Annotated in this window: 13 protein-coding genes; 4 read left to right on the forward strand and 9 right to left on the reverse strand. The window is 58.3% G+C overall.

Annotated features, from left to right (window positions below):
• Both HBN79_RS18455 and sohB read right to left on the reverse strand, forming a co-directional pair.
• On the reverse strand, window positions 1–2,771 hold a 2,771-nt coding region (locus HBN79_RS18455; RefSeq protein WP_346010145.1), incomplete at its 3' end, for a DUF6543 domain-containing protein.
• Window positions 2,772–2,950: 179 nt separating this feature from the next.
• On the reverse strand, window positions 2,951–3,970 hold the full coding sequence (gene sohB / locus HBN79_RS18460; RefSeq protein WP_169916994.1) for a protease SohB: 1,020 nt from the start codon (window positions 3,968–3,970) through the stop codon (window positions 2,951–2,953).
• Window positions 3,971–4,177: 207 nt separating this feature from the next.
• On the opposite strand from sohB, the gene HBN79_RS18465 reads away from it, so the two are divergent.
• The 4 genes from HBN79_RS18465 to HBN79_RS18480 all read left to right on the forward strand — a co-directional run bounded on the left by HBN79_RS18465 (window position 4,178) and on the right by HBN79_RS18480 (window position 7,320).
• A complete protein-coding gene (locus tag HBN79_RS18465) occupies window positions 4,178–4,888 on the forward strand; it encodes a histidine phosphatase family protein (RefSeq protein ID WP_169916995.1) in 711 nt (236 codons plus the stop codon).
• Between the two features lie 57 nt (window positions 4,889–4,945).
• On the forward strand, window positions 4,946–5,260 hold the full coding sequence (locus HBN79_RS18470) for an SCP2 sterol-binding domain-containing protein (RefSeq protein ID WP_095000408.1): 315 nt from the start codon (window positions 4,946–4,948) through the stop codon (window positions 5,258–5,260).
• Between the two features lie 201 nt (window positions 5,261–5,461).
• On the forward strand, window positions 5,462–6,529 hold the full coding sequence (locus HBN79_RS18475) for a phosphotransferase family protein (protein ID WP_095023575.1): 1,068 nt from the start codon (window positions 5,462–5,464) through the stop codon (window positions 6,527–6,529).
• A 23-nt stretch (window positions 6,530–6,552) separates the two neighbouring features.
• Window positions 6,553–7,320 carry an SDR family oxidoreductase gene (locus HBN79_RS18480; protein WP_095018034.1) on the forward strand — a complete coding sequence of 256 codons (768 nt, stop codon included), beginning with the start codon at window positions 6,553–6,555 and terminating at the stop codon, window positions 7,318–7,320.
• A 140-nt stretch (window positions 7,321–7,460) separates the two neighbouring features.
• Here HBN79_RS18480 and HBN79_RS18485 read toward each other — a convergent pair whose 3' ends face one another.
• The 7 genes from HBN79_RS18485 to HBN79_RS18515 form a co-directional block, all read right to left on the reverse strand.
• Window positions 7,461–10,433: an RHS repeat protein gene (locus HBN79_RS18485; RefSeq protein ID WP_169916996.1), complete on the reverse strand. Its 2,973-nt coding sequence runs from the start codon at window positions 10,431–10,433 to the stop codon at window positions 7,461–7,463.
• 120 nt (window positions 10,434–10,553) lie between these two features.
• Window positions 10,554–11,660, reverse strand: a complete 1,107-nt coding sequence (locus HBN79_RS18490) for a nitronate monooxygenase (protein ID WP_095000412.1) — start codon at window positions 11,658–11,660, stop codon at window positions 10,554–10,556.
• Entirely contained in the window at window positions 11,657–12,562 is a 906-nt protein-coding gene (locus HBN79_RS18495) for an enoyl-CoA hydratase (RefSeq protein WP_095000413.1), read from the reverse strand. The genes HBN79_RS18490 and HBN79_RS18495 overlap by 4 nt, the downstream gene beginning before the upstream one ends.
• A 15-nt stretch (window positions 12,563–12,577) precedes the next feature.
• On the reverse strand, window positions 12,578–13,375 hold the full coding sequence (locus HBN79_RS18500; protein WP_095000414.1) for a ketoacid CoA transferase: 798 nt from the start codon (window positions 13,373–13,375) through the stop codon (window positions 12,578–12,580).
• 11 nt (window positions 13,376–13,386) lie between these two features.
• A complete protein-coding gene (locus HBN79_RS18505) occupies window positions 13,387–14,262 on the reverse strand; it encodes a CoA transferase subunit A (protein ID WP_169916997.1) in 876 nt (291 codons plus the stop codon).
• Between the two features lie 10 nt (window positions 14,263–14,272).
• Entirely contained in the window at window positions 14,273–15,163 is an 891-nt protein-coding gene (locus HBN79_RS18510) for a VOC family protein (protein ID WP_095000416.1), read from the reverse strand.
• Window positions 15,164–15,365: 202 nt separating this feature from the next.
• Window positions 15,366–16,304 carry an OB-fold domain-containing protein gene (locus tag HBN79_RS18515; protein WP_095020036.1) on the reverse strand — a complete coding sequence of 313 codons (939 nt, stop codon included), beginning with the start codon at window positions 16,302–16,304 and terminating at the stop codon, window positions 15,366–15,368.

Below are 16,304 nucleotides of genomic sequence, written 5' to 3' on the forward strand. Positions count from 1 at the left end.
GGCTTGAACATGTGCGATCCATAACTCGCGCCGCACTGACATTGGTTCCATGTAACTCTCCCGACGAAAAGAGCACAGGATGCCGACCGAGTCGAATGGGTTACAGGTGGTAGGGCTGGACGCTTACCCTCCAGTGCCCGGTTCAAACGCAATACCTGCGTGTAGCTGCGCGCCTCTTCCAGGATATGCAGCGGCAGGCGCCCGGTGCTCTGCACTGTTGCCATTTCGGCCGGGGCAAGTTGATCCATCAACTCGCCCATCACACTTGCCGGCAAACTCGGAAACTGTTTTTGCAACAGCTCCATCCAGGCTGTCACCACCTCGCCCCGTTTATACAGATGCGAGAACAGGTCAGACTTTGTAGCTTGGGCAAAGCGACCCAACTGGCGCGCCAATGCCTGTTCCTGTTGCTCAAGGCCATCGACAGATTGCCCCAACAAAACCTCGATTTGCGCCGAGGAGAAGGACTCCAGCGTGGTCTTGAGCAATTCTGCGTTCTTGATCTGGGCTTCGGTAACTTGCAGGCGGGGATGCGTAGACTCCACTTCAGGCCCGTACTCCATGACCATGGACCCGCGCATGTTCACCACGCGTAAAACTCTGTCCGCAGGCCAGCCCTCAAGACGAGTCAACAGCTCCAGTTGCAATTGCGCAGTATCGGTAGACACTTTGCCCCCCTGCTGCATTTGTACGATGAAGCGTTCGATCATTTGACTCAACTGCACGCGCCTCATGCTGTCTGCCAACGCAGGAGGTGGCGGCAGGTTATCCATGTGCAGCCTGCGCAACGCATCATCACTGGTATTGGATGCAGCCAGCACACGCTCGACCATAGCGTCCGATAACCCTTGGGCCGCAGGGCCCAACCGACGGAACAACTGCATACGCGACATTTGTATCGGATCATCGAGTTCATGCACCCACGCACCGCTGCCGTTATGCCTGACGCGTGGTGTGTAGGTGTACGGCTCGGTTGGGTGCTGGATATGACACCTTTGTGTCGCAGTATCGATTTTGACCTGATACACCTTGTCTTCCAGCTTGATAAACTGCTTGTTACCCATGCTATAGAGCCCTCGCGCATCGGGCTCGGCATCACCCAGCGCAAGGTTTGGGTATTGGTAGGGCCTGAGATCCGGCCGCCACAATCGTTTTTGACCTTTAACTGACGTGACTGCAACCAGTGCATCCACGACCGGCGATGGCCTGAGTGCTTTTGCCGCTGCAGTGCTGCTGGCAGCCAGCGCAAAATTCTCGGCAACATCGAACAAGTACTCCAGCGCGGCGGCCCGGTCTCCCCGCTGCCACGCCTTGATACCGTCATACACCTCAACCCCCAGTTGCATGACACTGGTTACCAGCAAGATCTCACCCAGAACCGGGACAAAACCCAACGCAACCATCAACAAGCTCACCCCCAGATTCAAGAAAGAGGCCTGACGTGCCAAACGACTTTTAGAGTCTTCATCTTCCGTGGGGACGATCAGCAACCTGGCATCATCTTTAATCTTGGCCAGCTGCAGCCCCCAGGCAATCAAAAATGGATCGTCAAACTTGGGCAGATGCCGGGTTTCGGACATCAATGCAGGTTCATTGATGATCGGTGGGCGGCGTAACAACAACGAATCCCAGGTTATATTTTTCAAGTCCGTGCGCCGCATAAACTCGGCGCGGTAACGCAAAGGAACCAAGTGAAAGAAATACGTGGCAAAGACGCTATTTTTTAACCACTCGCGCAGCGTCGCCTTTAATAAATCAAACGACTCGAATTCGTGAAACGCCGTGCCGGAACTGTTCGGCAAATAAAGTATGCAGGGCTGCGCCTCTTCGGCCGGTTTTCTCTGCGGCCAAAAAACAATAACTCCGGGAACCTCAAAGCCCATGATTTGAAGCGTGCTATGACCTGAGTGAATATACGAAAAGAGAGCACCCGGCGGAATCAAAAAATTCAATATATAGTTATATGATTGTGTCGTGACCTCCGCCTTCATATAGGCCACATGCAAGGCGCAGGCAAATTCCTGGCGCAGATTCTGCACAAATACAGCTTGCAACTTATACGCCTTTGAATTGGCATTGTCGGCAGGCCAATTATCATCCGCCGGTTCAAACACACGCGTCAAATGCCATTGATATTGCATGCCCAGGTTCAGGTCACGGCAGATCTGCGCAAAACCTTCGGGCTTTAATTCGGCCTGTTCAATCTGCTGCGTACTTCTGAGTGCATAAATGCACGACCCCTGGTCGAAGCCGCCTTCAACAGCCTCAAAAGCCTCATAGTTCTGCAACGCTGCCTGCAGCAGGCTGTGATGACTGACGCTCGATACCAGGTTCAGCTCCAATGACTCAGGTGTGAACTTCTCGGGCAAGGCAAGCTGGATCAGAGAATCAACTAGCCTGAATTGTTGCCGAGCAAAAAACAGCAACAGATTACTCAACAAGCGAACCTGTTTTATGCCATACCTCTTGGGGTCAGCATCTGTCCAGCCACGTGCCTTCAGCGCCTCCTTGAGCAACGGCTCGGCGAACGACTCTATCGGCTTGATTTGGGCCAGCACGCGCGCGACCTCGCGCTGAGCCATTTGCCCTAATTTGAAACTGTTAAGTAATCTTTCGCGCAACATCGGCGACGCATATTTAAACCAGGGTGCAAGCAACCCCGCAATATAGGTTTCGTGCTGGTTTTCAACCGGCACATTCGCCAATCGACGGGCATAGTCGACAACGGATCGTTCAGACTCTGATAACGGATAACTAATAGCATCGGTCATGGTAAAGGCTCGATAGGGATTCGTGCCTTCAGCTTATAGACAACACTAAAAAATAGTCGGCTGAATACTTGATAAAGAATCAGGTTATTTATTAAAAAACATGTTTTAAACGATAATTAACTACCGCACCAGACACAGACGCAGGCGCTGTTGTAAAACTTACAACAGCGCCTGACTAATCACCAGAAACGTGATTGGGTCAAACGACTCCACAATGAGTCAACAACATGTTCCGCCGAACTGCTGGCAGCCAGCCCCACACGCTCCTGCAAACTTTTGCGCTGGGCATAGTGCAGGTGATACAGCTGTGCATTCGCGGCCCGCTCGGACAAATACTCATCGCTGGTTTTCAATTCGTCGACCAGCTGTTTATCGACCGCAGCAACGCCCAGCCACACTTCGCCGGTCGCCACTTCATCAATCGCCAGCTGCGGGCGGTACTTGGACACGAAGTTCTTGAACAGCTGATGGGTGATATCCAGGTCCTGCTGGAACTTTTCACGACCTTTTTCGGTGTTTTCGCCAAATACCGTGAGCGTTCGCTTGTACTCGCCCGCCGTCAGCACTTCATAATCAATGTCGTGCTTTTTGAGCAGGCGATTGACGTTGGGCAACTGCGCCACCACACCGATGGAACCCAGAATTGCAAACGGTGCACTGATAATCTTCTGGCCGATACAAGCCATCATGTAGCCACCGCTGGCAGCAACTTTATCGATGCAGATGGTCAGCGGAATGCCTGCCTGACGGATACGTGCCAATTGCGACGACGCAAGGCCATAGCTGTGCACCATGCCACCACCACTTTCCAGACGCAGCACCACTTCGTCAGTCGGCCTGGCCAGGGTCAGCAAGGCAGTAATTTCATGGCGCAGGCTTTCTGTCGCCGAGGCCTTGATATCACCGTGAAAATCCAGCACGAAGACATTTGCCTTGGTTTCAGGCTGTTTTTTCAGTTTTGTGTCGGCCTTGGCAGTCTGCTTGCGCAGTGCCTTGAACTGGTCTTTGGACAGCAGCGATTGCTCCAGGCGTTCACGCAGGCCCTTGTAGAAATCATTGAGTTTGGTGACCTGCAATTGCCCGGTAGAACGGCGCCCTTTGCCACGCAATGCAGCAACAGTCACCAGCACCACCACAATGGCGACCACAAGAGTCACGGTTTTAGCCAGAAAACTGGCGTACTCGGCAAGAAATTCCACAGCCTCTCCTTGAAAACGATTGCAGCCCGAGGGTCAGGGCTGCGCAATGGCAACCAGCATACCGACGCCAACCGGGGCCTGCCAGCCGTGAAACACCTTGATCAGGGGCATTCGCAGCAATTCAAACAAGCGTATGTTTTTTCATTGACAGCCACTTGCCATCCTCCTAACCTCGCCTGACTTTCAGTGCTCAGGAATGACGCGCACGTGGGCAGCATCTATTTGATCAGACATGGCCAGGCCTCCTTTGGTGCAGATGACTACGACAAGTTGTCACCACTGGGCGTGCACCAGGCGCAAATTGCCGGTCAGCATCTGGCCGAACTGAATTTGCGCTTTGACCGTTGCCTGGCCGGTGATCTGACACGTCAGCAAGACACCGCACGCCATGCCCTGGCACAACTGCACGCCGCCGGGCTGCCCGCCCCTACACTGGAAACAGACGCTGCCTTCAACGAATTCGATGCTTACGCCATCCTTGATGCCCTGCTTCCCGGCTTGCTGCCGGACGAGCCAGAGGCCCTGACGGCGATGAACAATGCCGCCCACAATCCGGCAGAGTTCCAGCGCATTTTCGAACTGATCATCGAGCGCTGGCTCAGTGGCACTTACGATACCCCTGGACTGGAAACCTGGCTGGGCTTTGTCGAACGGGTGCAGGGCGGACTGAACCGCCTGCTCGACCTTGCCAAGGGCCAGCAGAACATTGTCGTGTTCACTTCTGCAGGCACCATTACGGCCCTGGTCCACCTATTGACCCGAATTCCGGCCACCGATGCCTTCAAGCTCGGCTGGCAAATCGTCAATACCTCGCTCAGCCAGCTCAAGTTTCATGGCCGCGAGGTCACCCTGGCTTCCTTCAACAGTCATGTGCATTTGCAACTGTTGAAGACGCCGTCACTCATCACCTATCGTTGAGCGTCGGCAACCGCGGCCTTCGGGCCGCCGTACTCCACCCTATATAAGGATCGAACCATGACTTCTGTAGCTGATGCCGTTCAAGCAATGAAAGCCAAATTCAACCCAGCCGCTGCTGCAGGCCTGGACCTGGTTTTTGGTTTCCGCATCGATGAAGATAAACACTTCTCGCTGATCGTTAAAGACAGCACTTGTGAACTCAAAGAAGGTGAAAACCCTGACGCCCAGGTCACCCTGGTGATGGACGGCGAGACCCTGGAAGGCATCGTTAGCGGCGAAACCGATGGCATGCAGGCATTTATGGGCGGCAAACTGCGCGCTGAAGGCGACATGATGCTGGCCATGAAACTGAGCGAGCTGTTCCCGGCCTAAGCCACACGCAGCACCGAAAACCGAAGCCCACGCGCTTCGGTTTTTTTTGCCCTGCGGTTTATTGAGGCAGTGGCCATCAAAGACGCTGATCCCCTGCTAACAGCCCTGCCTATTAAGGCAGCAGCCGACTTGTCGAGACCCGGGCCGCCCATTAGATTAGCGAATGTTGTCAGGCCTCAACTATAAACAGAAGAGATAAACATGGCGCTTACCGACTCGTCCACCCGCATCCGCACCGGCGAAGAACTCGACGCCAGCCGCATTGACCCTTACCTCAAGGCAAATATTCCTGGCCTTGTGGGGGAACCTGCGATCAGCCAGTTCCCCGGCGGCGCCTCGAACCTGACTTACCTGATTGAATACCCGGGTCGAGAGCTGGTACTGCGCCGCCCGCCCTTTGGCCAAAAGGCCAAATCGGCGCACGACATGGGCCGCGAGTTTCGCATCCTCAATCAGCTCAAGGACGCCTTCCCCTACTGCCCCAGGGCCTACGCCCACTGCTCCGACGAAAGTCTGATCGGCTCCGGGTTCTATGTCATGGAACGGGTCAGGGGCATCATCCTGCGCTCGGATCTGCCGCAGGAACTGGCATTGGGCGCCGACGCCAGCAGAACCCTGTGCAAGAGCTTTATCGACAAACTGGTCGAGTTGCATCGCGTTGACTACAACGCTTGCGGCCTGGCCGATCTGGGTAAGCCGCAAGGCTACGTGCAGCGCCAGATCAGCGGCTGGAGCGAGCGCTACGAAAAGGCCCTGACCCCGGATGCACCCCATTGGCACGCAGTAAAAGACTGGCTGCACGCCAAAATGCCAGCCGACTACCCGACCCCGGCTATCGTTCACAACGACTACCGCTTTGATAATGTGATCCTAGATCCCGCCAACCCGATGCAGATCATCGGCGTGCTGGACTGGGAGCTGACTACGCTGGGTGATCCGCTGATGGACCTGGGCAACACCCTCGCCTACTGGATCGAGGCGGATGACCCAGCACCGGTGCAACTGATGCGGCGCCAGCCGAGCAACGCTCCGGGTATGTTGACCCGCCGCGAATTTGTGGATTACTACGCCGAGCGTTCCGGGATTCAGATAGACAACTACGATTTCTACTACACCTACGGCCTGTTTCGTCTGGCGGGTATCGTTCAACAGATCTACTACCGCTACTACCACGGCCAGACCGCAGACAAACGTTTTGCCCAGTTCATACAAATGAACGCGCTGCTGGAGCAGATGAGCCTCAACGTCATTCGCCGCTCCAGCCTCTAAGCCCCAGATAACAGGGAATCAACATGTCCAGGACTCAACTGTTCGACCTTGATGGCAAAATCGCTTTTGTTTCCGGTGCCAGCCGCGGCATCGGTGAAGCCATTGCCAGGCTGCTGGCCCAACAAGGTGCCCACGTCATTGTCTCCAGCCGCAAACTCGAAGGCTGTCAGCCAGTGGCCGATGCAATCATCGCCGAGGGCGGTAAGGCCACTGCCATCGCCTGCCATATTGGCGAAATGGAACAGATCACTCAGACCTTTGCGCGCATACGCGCAGACTTTGGCCGCATCGATATTCTGGTCAACAACGCCGCGACCAATCCGCAGTTCTGCAACGTACTGGACACCGACCTTGGCGCTTTCCAGAAAACCGTCGATGTAAATATTCGCGGCTATTTCTTTATGTCCGTGGAGGCAGGGAAGCTGATGCGCGAGCACGGCGGCGGCAGCATCATTAACGTAGCCTCGATCAACGGCGTATCACCGGGAGTGTTCCAGGGTGTGTATTCGATGACCAAGGCAGCGGTGATCAATATGACCAAGGTGTTTGCCAAGGAATGTGCAGGGTTCGGCATTCGTTGCAATGCGTTACTACCGGGGCTGACCGACACCAAGTTTGCCTCGGCGCTGGTCAGCAACGACGCCATTCTCAAGACCGCCCTGCAACACATCCCGCTCAAACGCGTCGCCGCCCCCGGCGAGATGGCCGGGGCTGTGCTGTATCTGGCAAGCGATGCATCGAGCTACACCACGGGTATCTCGCTGAATGTAGATGGCGGATTTCTGTCCTGATGCCAAGCGCTGCCACGATGATCTGGCAAGCCTCAGACAGCGTGGGCAGCACAATGCCTGCGGTGCAGGCAGCGTGGCGTATCACACCAAACCGGAGCACTATCATCGCGAACAGGCCCGCCGCCGCAGGTTATCCATCATCAGTGCTTGACCGGTCTCCAACGCTTGAACAGGCTGTTGTAACCACTTCTGGCCGTTTGCAGCAAAAGCCCACGCACCTCGGTCAGTGCCGATACCGCCCCTTTGGCAGCCCCCACCCAGGCCCTGGCCCGTGAACTTTGCTGCGCTATCGGCGAACCTGTGACATACGCGGCGATGGCCTCGATCCCGACCCCGGCCCAGTAAACCCACGTCTGATTGAACATCCTGCTCATGCCTCCATGAAACGTGGCCATCCCTGGCGGGATCTGCAGCGTATTCACGTGACGATCCAGCTGAGCAGATTGATGGCCCGCGCGAATGTACGTCCCCGCCGCCCCGTCATAAGCCTCGATCACAGGCGCTATATTCGGCTGCAGTGGCCCTGGCACAAACTGACCATAGACCGCGTTGGGAACAGTAGCCAGGCCATAGGCACCTGCACTCATCATCGTTCGCATGATTCTGGAACTTACCGGGGTCTGCCCCCAGGACACGCTGTCACCGTAACCTCTCAAGGTCTGCTGCAGGACTTCACGTGTAAGTGAGCGCACATGCCCCGCCAGCCTCACTCGAGCCACGGGATCCCAAACCTCATCAGAACCCGCCCCCTCGCTGGCACCTCGCATTTCAAAGCCCCTGTGCGTAACGTTTGCGGCAATAAAACCGATAAAGGGGCTCCAGTGAGTCAAGTTTGCAAAAAGCCCGGTACCCATGTGCATGACGGCCAGTGCATCAATGGCATTTACCGTACTTCGCAAGGCAACATTGAGCCCGTGAGTCGGTTGACGACCCTCAAACAGGGCCAGGTCGACCCCCACCCCGACAACATTACTGATCCAGGTTGCCAGCCCATCACGAATCGCGGCGGCACTCGAAGCCTGCCACCGCGACCTGATCTGCCTGGACAGCCCGGAGATGGCCGAGTGCAATCCGGCAAACCGGCCAATAGCCGCCTCCGAACTCAGCAGGCCCTGCTCGTCGACCCTGCCGACGGGATTGCCCAGCGCCATCGCGTACAGGTTCATGCCATCAATATCATCGCCCGGATCGGCGCTGACCCAGCGCGCCAGCCACGGTGCGTAATACCGCAAGCCGTAATAGTAGAGCCCGCTGGCATCGCGCTCCTTGCCCGAATAGCGAATAAATTTATAACGGGCTTCAAGGGTATTTTTCGTCGCCCACCAGGCAGTGGCTCCATAGGGGTAGTAGCTTTCCTGACTGAGTAACCGCCCAGAGCCATCCAGCTCCAGCATGCTGCAGCCCAGATGGTCCGAGAGGCTCAAACGCATGTGTTCGTTATCGATGCTTTCGGGGCGCCCCTTCTCCCACTGCAATATGCTCGCGCTATTGAGATCACCGGCCACCGTCAGCACATTCAACCATTCGCCCGTGGCGCTGTTGCGCCGGACTTCGAGACCGGGCAAGTAATACACCTCTTCACGACGGGGCTGACGATGGCCATGGGACTGTCTGATTTTAAGCGCCCTTGCCCCGCTGCTGTCGTAGACATAGGCCTCATCATCGTTGGCACCGTCCTGACGTGTGACACGGGTAACTCGCTGCAATTGATTGCGCAGGGTCCAGCTCAGCCACTGCCCCGGTTCGAGTACCTGCTGGTTGCCATTCGCGTCAAAGCCGCTTGCCAGCCCGGGGCGGGCGGGCAGCCCCGACTTTTGTTCAAGGCCGTGATTGCTGTGGTCAGCCACGTTCATCTGTCGCGTATAGCCAGAACCGTGGCTGGGCATGTGTTGCAGTCGGGCAAGATTGCCGCCTGCATCGTAGGTATACGACTGACGGTAGTTACGCATACGCTGACCGTTGGCCGCACCCAGGCCCGCAGCAACGGGCAGCTGCGGGCCATTGAGATTGCTGGCGTTTTCACGGCCCGTGGCTTCTATCAGTTGGTAGAGCGAGTCGTAGGTATAAGTGCTCAATGCTTGCAGCCGGGTATTATCAGACCACAGCACAGGTTGCGCTGCATCACTGATATTCAGCACATTGCCAACCCGGTCATAGACATAGTTCAAGTCCTGCAAGGCTTCACCCGGATTACTGGTGCGCCATGTTTTCAGTTGCTGCAGGCGGTCATCCAACGGGCTGTAGGCCAGGGCACGCACTACCCCGTTGCCCGACCGTTCAACTTCTATCTGGCCGCTCGCGTTATAGGATCTTTGCTGCACCACACTGTGCTGGCGACCGCTGCCGAGATTGACCATCACCGCAGCCAGCAGACCGTCCACATCATGGCGCATACGCTGCCGATTGCCCTGGGCATCGATTTGCTCAACCAACTGGCCCACAGCATCACGGCGCCATTGAGTGCGCCAGCTTCGGGATTCAAGGTGCTGCTCACGCAACCCGGCCTGCGGCGACCAGTTGGGCGCTTGGGATGCGTCACGTACGAATCGCCGTGACTGACTCGTCACATGCCCCAGCAGGTCATAGCCCTCAAACCACAGCGTGCCGGCAGGGTCGTCATGACGGATCAGCCGGGCGCAGCCATTTTGGCGCGCATGCACAGCGCTGTTGTCGGCATAGGTCAGACGCTCGACACAATGCGCAACCTCAGTTCCGGCGCCCTGTTCGAATACGGCGCTCAGGCGCAGCAGTTCATCGTATTCCCAGATGCTGCGGGTACCCCGGGCATCCCAACTAAAGCGCAGTTGCCCGCCCGCCCCTGCCAGGCTGATACGCACGCCGCGGTCAACACTGTCGCTGCGCAGCAGGCGCCCCGACAGCGAAGATCGATTGCGCTGATTGGGCACCGTAGTCGGATTTTTACGGCGCAATGCCACCAGACGCGGATCCCACTGTTCGGTCAAAAAACCGCTGGGGCCAAACACCTGGCGGCTGATCCGCGCTTCAGGTTCCTGCGCCGCAGTGCGCCGATGACAGGCCACCGTGCAGATGGCCAGCCCGCGAGGGTCATAAGCGGTTAGCAAGGGAGTATGGCGATGCAAGGCTTGGGGCATAAATCAGCTTCCTGAACTGCACAATAATTAAAAAGTGTAGTGATCAGAATGCTTGCCCCACGGGCCAGAGCGGACAGGCTTTGTATCCAGATAAGTTAAATTACAGCAGAGCCAGCCGTTTCAGATGGCTGCCGCTTCCCCCGCCTTACAGCGCGCTGCCTGATGACGTGCATTCACCGCTATCAGGCAGCGCTCGGCCTCTTGCACCATCTCGTCGATCAGGCTCTGGCAACTTTTCAGTTCGCCAATGGCAGCGGCCACCTGCCCGCTGGACAAAATCCCCTCATCCGGTACGCCATCCACCATCGAGCGCTGCAACAGCACCGGCTGATTGGCCGCCATCACCGTCTGCGACAGCGCAGCAGGGTCTTCTTTTATTGATTTGGCAAAAACACCGAGCATATGCCCAAGGCTCATGCCGGTGTGTTGCTTCCAGTGCCAGGCGCTGCCCAGGGCAATGCGCAGGCGGCCAAAGGCACCGGCTTTTTCCAGACGATTGATAAAAGCGTTTTCGATCATGCGGTGGCGCATGCCATCCACTGCCGTCGTCACGCGAATCTGCTGTGGGTCGGTCACTTTCACGTAGCGCTCCAGCGTCGCGATCGGGGTTGGCGACTCCTGGGTCATCAGGAACCGCGTGCCCATGGCCACCCCGGCCGCACCTGTGGCCAGCGCCCCGGCCAGCCCGCGCCCGGTGGAATAGCCCCCCGCGGCAATCACCGGCACCCGCACCGCATCCAGCACCTGCGGCAGTAAAATGGTGCTCGGCACGCCCCCGGTATGCCCGCCACCCTCGCCGCCCTGTACGGTGACCATGTCCGCGCCCAGTTCCACGGCCTTGAGTGCGTGTTTAAGCGCACCCACGGTGGGAATGCACAACACCCCGGCCTTTTTGAAACGCCCGATGGTCTGGCGGTCGGGGCCGCGGCCATAGCTGACGGCTCGCAGGCGGTACTTGATGGCCAGGTCCACGCACTGCGCGGCGTTTTCCTGGAACATATGGAAATTGAGGCCGAAATTACTCCCCCCCGTGGCCTCGATCACCCGCAGGATTTGGCCCTCCAGCTGATCCGCCGCAATGGTCGCTCCGGCCAGAAAACCGAAGGCCCCCGCACGGGTACTGGCGATCACCAGATTGGCGTCCGCTACCCAGCCCATCGCGGTTTGCACTATGGGGTAACGGCAGCCCAGGGCATCGGTCAATGCCGTTTGCAGATAGTCACTCATCCACGCTCTCCCGCAGCACTCTTGTTCGCTTCAATCATGGCCTTGGCGTCATAGCCGCCCAGCTTGTCCCCGGACAGCAGCTCGTTATGGCTATGGGCGAAGTGATGCCAGGCAAACACCGCGTCCATCGCCGTACGCTTGCCCTGCAAGTCCTCGACGTGATTGATCGCCTGCTTGGTCAGGGCCAGGCCCATGCGCGGCTGTTTGGCGATGGCCGCTGCCAGCGCATAGGTACCGGCCTCCAGCCCTTCGCGGGTAAACAGGCGATTGACCATGCCCATCTGGTAGGCGCGTTCGGCGCTCATGCGATCGCCAGTAAACAGAAACTCCTTGGCAATGCGCGGGTTCAGTTCATAGGGGTGGGCAAAATACTCAACCCCCGGAATGCCCATGCGTACCACCGGATCCTGAAAAAAAGCATCGTCACTGGCCACGATCAAATCACAGACCCAGGCCAGCATCAGCCCGCCGGCAATGCACGCCCCCTGCACCATGGCAATGGTCGGCTTGGGCAGTTCGCGCCAGCGCCGGCACATGCCCAGGTACACCTCTTGCTCGCGGGCATAGAGGTACTCGCCGCCCGGCTTGTTGGTGTGGTCCCACCACAGGCTGGCGCGCTCAAATTCCTTGTTGATATCGCGCCCCGGCGTGCCGATATCGTGCCCTGCGGAAAAATGCTTACCATTGCCGCGCAGCACAATGACCTTCACCGCATCGTCATTGACGGCACGGCGCAAGGCGTCGTCCAGGGCGTAGGTCATCTGCGAGTTTTGCGCGTTATTGACGGTCGGCCGGTTCATGGTCAGCGTGGCGATACCATCGGCCACCCCATAAAGCACCGGGTCCTCGGTTTCATACACAGCGGTGTCAGCCCGCTGCACAAATTCGCTGTCGCTGCTCATATGAACTCCTGGCCATCAGGCCTGACGAATGCCGGGCGGGTTGCCCTTGAGCGCAGAGGCGCGATAGTCATGGGGATCGAGGCGGCGGATCAGCGCCAGTTGCTCCGGCGTCGGCGCCACGGTCTGCTTGAGGTCGGCGGCCTTGAGCAGCGGGAATCCGGTTTTCTCCTGTACCTCTTCAAAGCTCACGCCCGGATGCAGGGAACGCACCTGCACGGCCCGGTCCGGTCCGCCGAAGTCCATCACACACAGGTCGGTGACGATCAGGCGGATGTCCATCAGGTCGCTGCGCATGCCCTCTTCCCAGCGCTCGGGCTTGAAGCCGACACCCGAGACCATGTCCACTTCCCCGGCGACAAACGCCCGGGTGTTGTGCGACGGCACGAAGAACGAGTTGATATGGTTGATGCTGTTGCCCGGCAAACCGCGCACCCCGAGCATTGCCACCTTGGGCTTTTGGTAGTCGCCAATGCACGACAGGTTGGTCTGGCCCCAGCGGTCGATCTGGGTCGGACCGATCATGGCGTGGCGACGCCCGCCCCACACGCACTCGAACACCCGCTCGAACGACAGATAGCCCGAATAACGCGGTACAAAATCTCCACGCGGCCCCAGGGGAATAGGCTCTTCCACCAGAAATGCCTCGCTGTCGGTCATCAACAGTTCCGGGCTATGGGTCAGTTTGGCCAGGCTCGCGCCCAGGCGCGGGATTACCCCCAGGCCCGAAGCAATCACTTCGCCGTTACCGCGCCAGGCTTCACAGGCGGCCACGATCAACAGTTCAGCCAGGGTAAATTCGCTAGTAGCAGTCATGTCCACACTCCTCAAAACACGGGCAGCGGCAAAGCGCTCAATCGATCGACCCCGCCATTGCTGGCCTGGTAGGCGCTTTCGCCCGGGGTCACAAACTCGGCTACATAACCTTCCCAGCCACCTTCTTCGGCAGCGCTGGCGCTGTAGCGTTTCAAGTGGCTAAGGTCCCAGCCGTAATCGGAGGGGCAGGCTGTTGGATGCGCACCAAAGGGTGCATGCACCACGCCGCTGACCAGATAACGTTCGAAGGTGTTGAAGCGGGCCTGGGCGGCATCCAGGTTCAAGCGCTCCTCGATCCGCTCACAGGAGACAAAGCACTGTTTGGCGGCACGGGCATACAAATGATCGAAATAAGGATCGGGGCCCGTTACCAGGGTATTGCCCAGGCGGTCGGCAACGTTGACGTGCAAAAAGGCGATATCCAGATTCAGCGCCGGCATGGCCAGCAACACCTCGCCATCCGCATAGGGCGACTGCACCCGCTTGATCCCGGGGTTCAGGCGGCTGACATCGGTGGCCAGGCCACAACGGGTCGGCAAGAACGGCAGACGCATGCCGGCGGCCCGCAGGCCCCATTGCAGCATGCCCTCGTCCAGTTCCATCAGCTCCAGTTCTCCGGCCTCGCGGGCCTTGCGAAAGTAGGCTTCGAGCGGGATGGCATCGAGGGTGGCAAAGCCGAAAATCAGTTTTTTGACCTTGCCGGCAGCGCAGAGCATGCCGACCTCGGGACCGCCATAGGCGACCACGGTGAGATCCTTGACGTCAGAACGCAGGATCTCGCGCACGATCGCCATGGGCTTGCGCCGCGGGCCCCAGCCGCCGAAGCCGATGGTCATGCCGTCGCGCAGTTGGCCGACCACGTCTGCCGCTGTCATTTGCTTGTTCATGTAGTGCTCCTTACGACTGTCCTGCGGAGAAGTCATGGCCCCACAGGCTTACCCGGGTGAATTCAAAAGCGCTGTGGTCCTGCCAATCCACCAGCAAGCCGCCATAGCCATACTCCAGGTCAAAACCTGAAGGGGTTTTCATATAGAAAGAGGTCATGCGGTCATTCAGATGCTGGCCGAGGGTGGCCGACAGCTGTACGTCATGCGCGATGCGCCGGTCATGGGCGCGGCCCACTTCGGTCATCGACTCGACCTCGACCATCACATGCACGCAGCCGGACGGCACCGGGTACTCGGCCAGGGCCAGGCTGTGGTGACGGCTATTTTTGCAATGCAGAAAATGGATGCGGATCGGTGGTGCCGAAGGGTCGGGACGGAAGTTGAAAATATCCGACAGCTCAAAGCCCAGCACATCCTTGGCAAACGCCAGGGTGGCATCGAAATTTGGCGCGGGCAGTACGGTGTGGCCCAGGCCCATATCACCGGTGACAAAACCCGGCACTCCCTGGGGCGAGACAAAGGGCTGGCAATCGGAGCGATGGCCCCAGCTCAATTCATGGCGGTTACCTGAAGGGTCGGTGACGTGCAGCAGTGCTTGCACACCGCGCTGATCGCACTGTTCGGCGCTGCCCAGGCGCCAGTTGACGTCGGCCTGATCCAGCACTTCGATCGCGGCGTTGAAAGCCTTTTCGCCGGCCAGCTCCCAACCGGAAGCCAGATACCGCGACTCACCGCCCGGCACGATAAGCATGCGATACGGACGCTCATCCATCTTCACGTACAAGCCGCCGGCGGGTGCTTCGCTGACCATCATCCCGAGCACGTCTTCGGCGTAACGCTGCCATTGAACGGGATCTGCAGACTCTGCAACGAAGTAGCTCAAACCACGAATGTCGATCATGTGCCTGCTCCTCAATGCCTGTATTTATTGGCTTGGAGGAGTATGGGAAGGATGGGGGTGGGGTTCATCGTCCGTTGAGACTAAAGCGCTCAGGTGGGGCGCCTTAAACCGGTGGGAGCGGGCTTGCCCGCGATGCAGGCGGCGCGGTGTGTCATTAAAACCGCGTCGATAGCATCGCGGGCACGCCCGCTCCCACAGGGCATCACATATACAAAATCACCAGTTCATTGATTACCGACGGCCGCTCGCTGCCCAGCACATGGGTATTGAGTTCCAGGGTCAGCTGAGTACCGCTTCTGACCCGCTCTACCCGCTTGACCCGGGCCCGCGCATGGATGGTCGAGCCCGCCGGCACCGGTGCCGGGAAGCGCAGGCGATCCGAACCATAGTTGACCATATTGGTGAACCCGGTGATCTCGTAACCCAGGTTGAGTTTCATCCGTGACTGCAGGATCTGCACCAGCGCACCGTGGGCGATGGTGCCGCCAAACGGACTTTGCTTGCGCGCCCGTTCCGGGTCGGTGTGGATCCAGTAATCATCCCCGGATAACTGGGCAAAGCTGTCAATCAGGCCCTGATCGACCACCACCTGGTTGCTCCATGGGCTGAACTCGTCGCTGACCAGCGCCTGCAGGCCCTCTTCGTCATCCAGGGCAATCTGGCGCACTGGCACTGCGGTTTCTGGCACCGGTTGCTCAACCGTACGCAGCGTCTTCAACGCCTCGGCATCCTTGTCCAGCCCGGTAAAACGCAGCAGCCGGTTGCCCTTGGCATCGACCTCGGCAAATACCGGTTGCAGGCGCATGCCCACTTTGACTTCAGACTCGTCCAGCCCGACCAGATTGGTATTGATGCGCACACCCTGATCCAGCTCGACCACCGCCAGTATCTGCGGCATTTCATCGGCAAAGTCCGGCAGGGTCGCGATGCGTGTCACGGTAAAGCTGTACAGCGTCGCGCCACCACTGACTTCACGCCAGGTCAGGGCATGGGTAAAGCACGCCGGGCAGTGCCTGCGCGGGTAAAACACCCAGTGGCTGCATCGTTCACATTGCTGAATCAGCAGGCGCTCGGCCTTCAGGCCTTCCCAGAACGGTGCAGAAATCTCGGTCGGAACCGGCATTGGTTTGTTGTTCGACAT

The sequence above is a fragment of the Pseudomonas sp. WS 5051 genome, assembly GCF_012985715.1.
Classification (GTDB): Bacteria; Pseudomonadota; Gammaproteobacteria; order Pseudomonadales; family Pseudomonadaceae; genus Aquipseudomonas; species Aquipseudomonas bubulae.

What these genes read in the sequence shown, in the direction of transcription:
- HBN79_RS18470 (WP_095000408.1), top strand. Translation starts at nt 4,946, where the DNA reads ATGACTTCTGTAGCTGATGCCGTTCAAGCAATGAAAGCCAAATTCAAC.
- HBN79_RS18475 (WP_095023575.1), top strand. Translation starts at nt 5,462, where the DNA reads ATGGCGCTTACCGACTCGTCCACCCGCATCCGCACCGGCGAAGAACTC.
- HBN79_RS18480 (WP_095018034.1), top strand. Translation starts at nt 6,553, where the DNA reads ATGTCCAGGACTCAACTGTTCGACCTTGATGGCAAAATCGCTTTTGTT.
- HBN79_RS18485 (WP_169916996.1), bottom strand. Translation starts at nt 10,433, where the DNA reads ATGCCCCAAGCCTTGCATCGCCATACTCCCTTGCTAACCGCTTATGAC.
- HBN79_RS18490 (WP_095000412.1), bottom strand. Translation starts at nt 11,660, where the DNA reads ATGAGTGACTATCTGCAAACGGCATTGACCGATGCCCTGGGCTGCCGT.
- HBN79_RS18495 (WP_095000413.1), bottom strand. Translation starts at nt 12,562, where the DNA reads ATGAGCAGCGACAGCGAATTTGTGCAGCGGGCTGACACCGCTGTGTAT.
- HBN79_RS18500 (WP_095000414.1), bottom strand. Translation starts at nt 13,375, where the DNA reads ATGACTGCTACTAGCGAATTTACCCTGGCTGAACTGTTGATCGTGGCC.
- HBN79_RS18505 (WP_169916997.1), bottom strand. Translation starts at nt 14,262, where the DNA reads ATGAACAAGCAAATGACAGCGGCAGACGTGGTCGGCCAACTGCGCGAC.
- HBN79_RS18510 (WP_095000416.1), bottom strand. Translation starts at nt 15,163, where the DNA reads ATGATCGACATTCGTGGTTTGAGCTACTTCGTTGCAGAGTCTGCAGAT.
- HBN79_RS18515 (WP_095020036.1), bottom strand. Translation starts at nt 16,304, where the DNA reads ATGTCGAACAACAAACCAATGCCGGTTCCGACCGAGATTTCTGCACCG.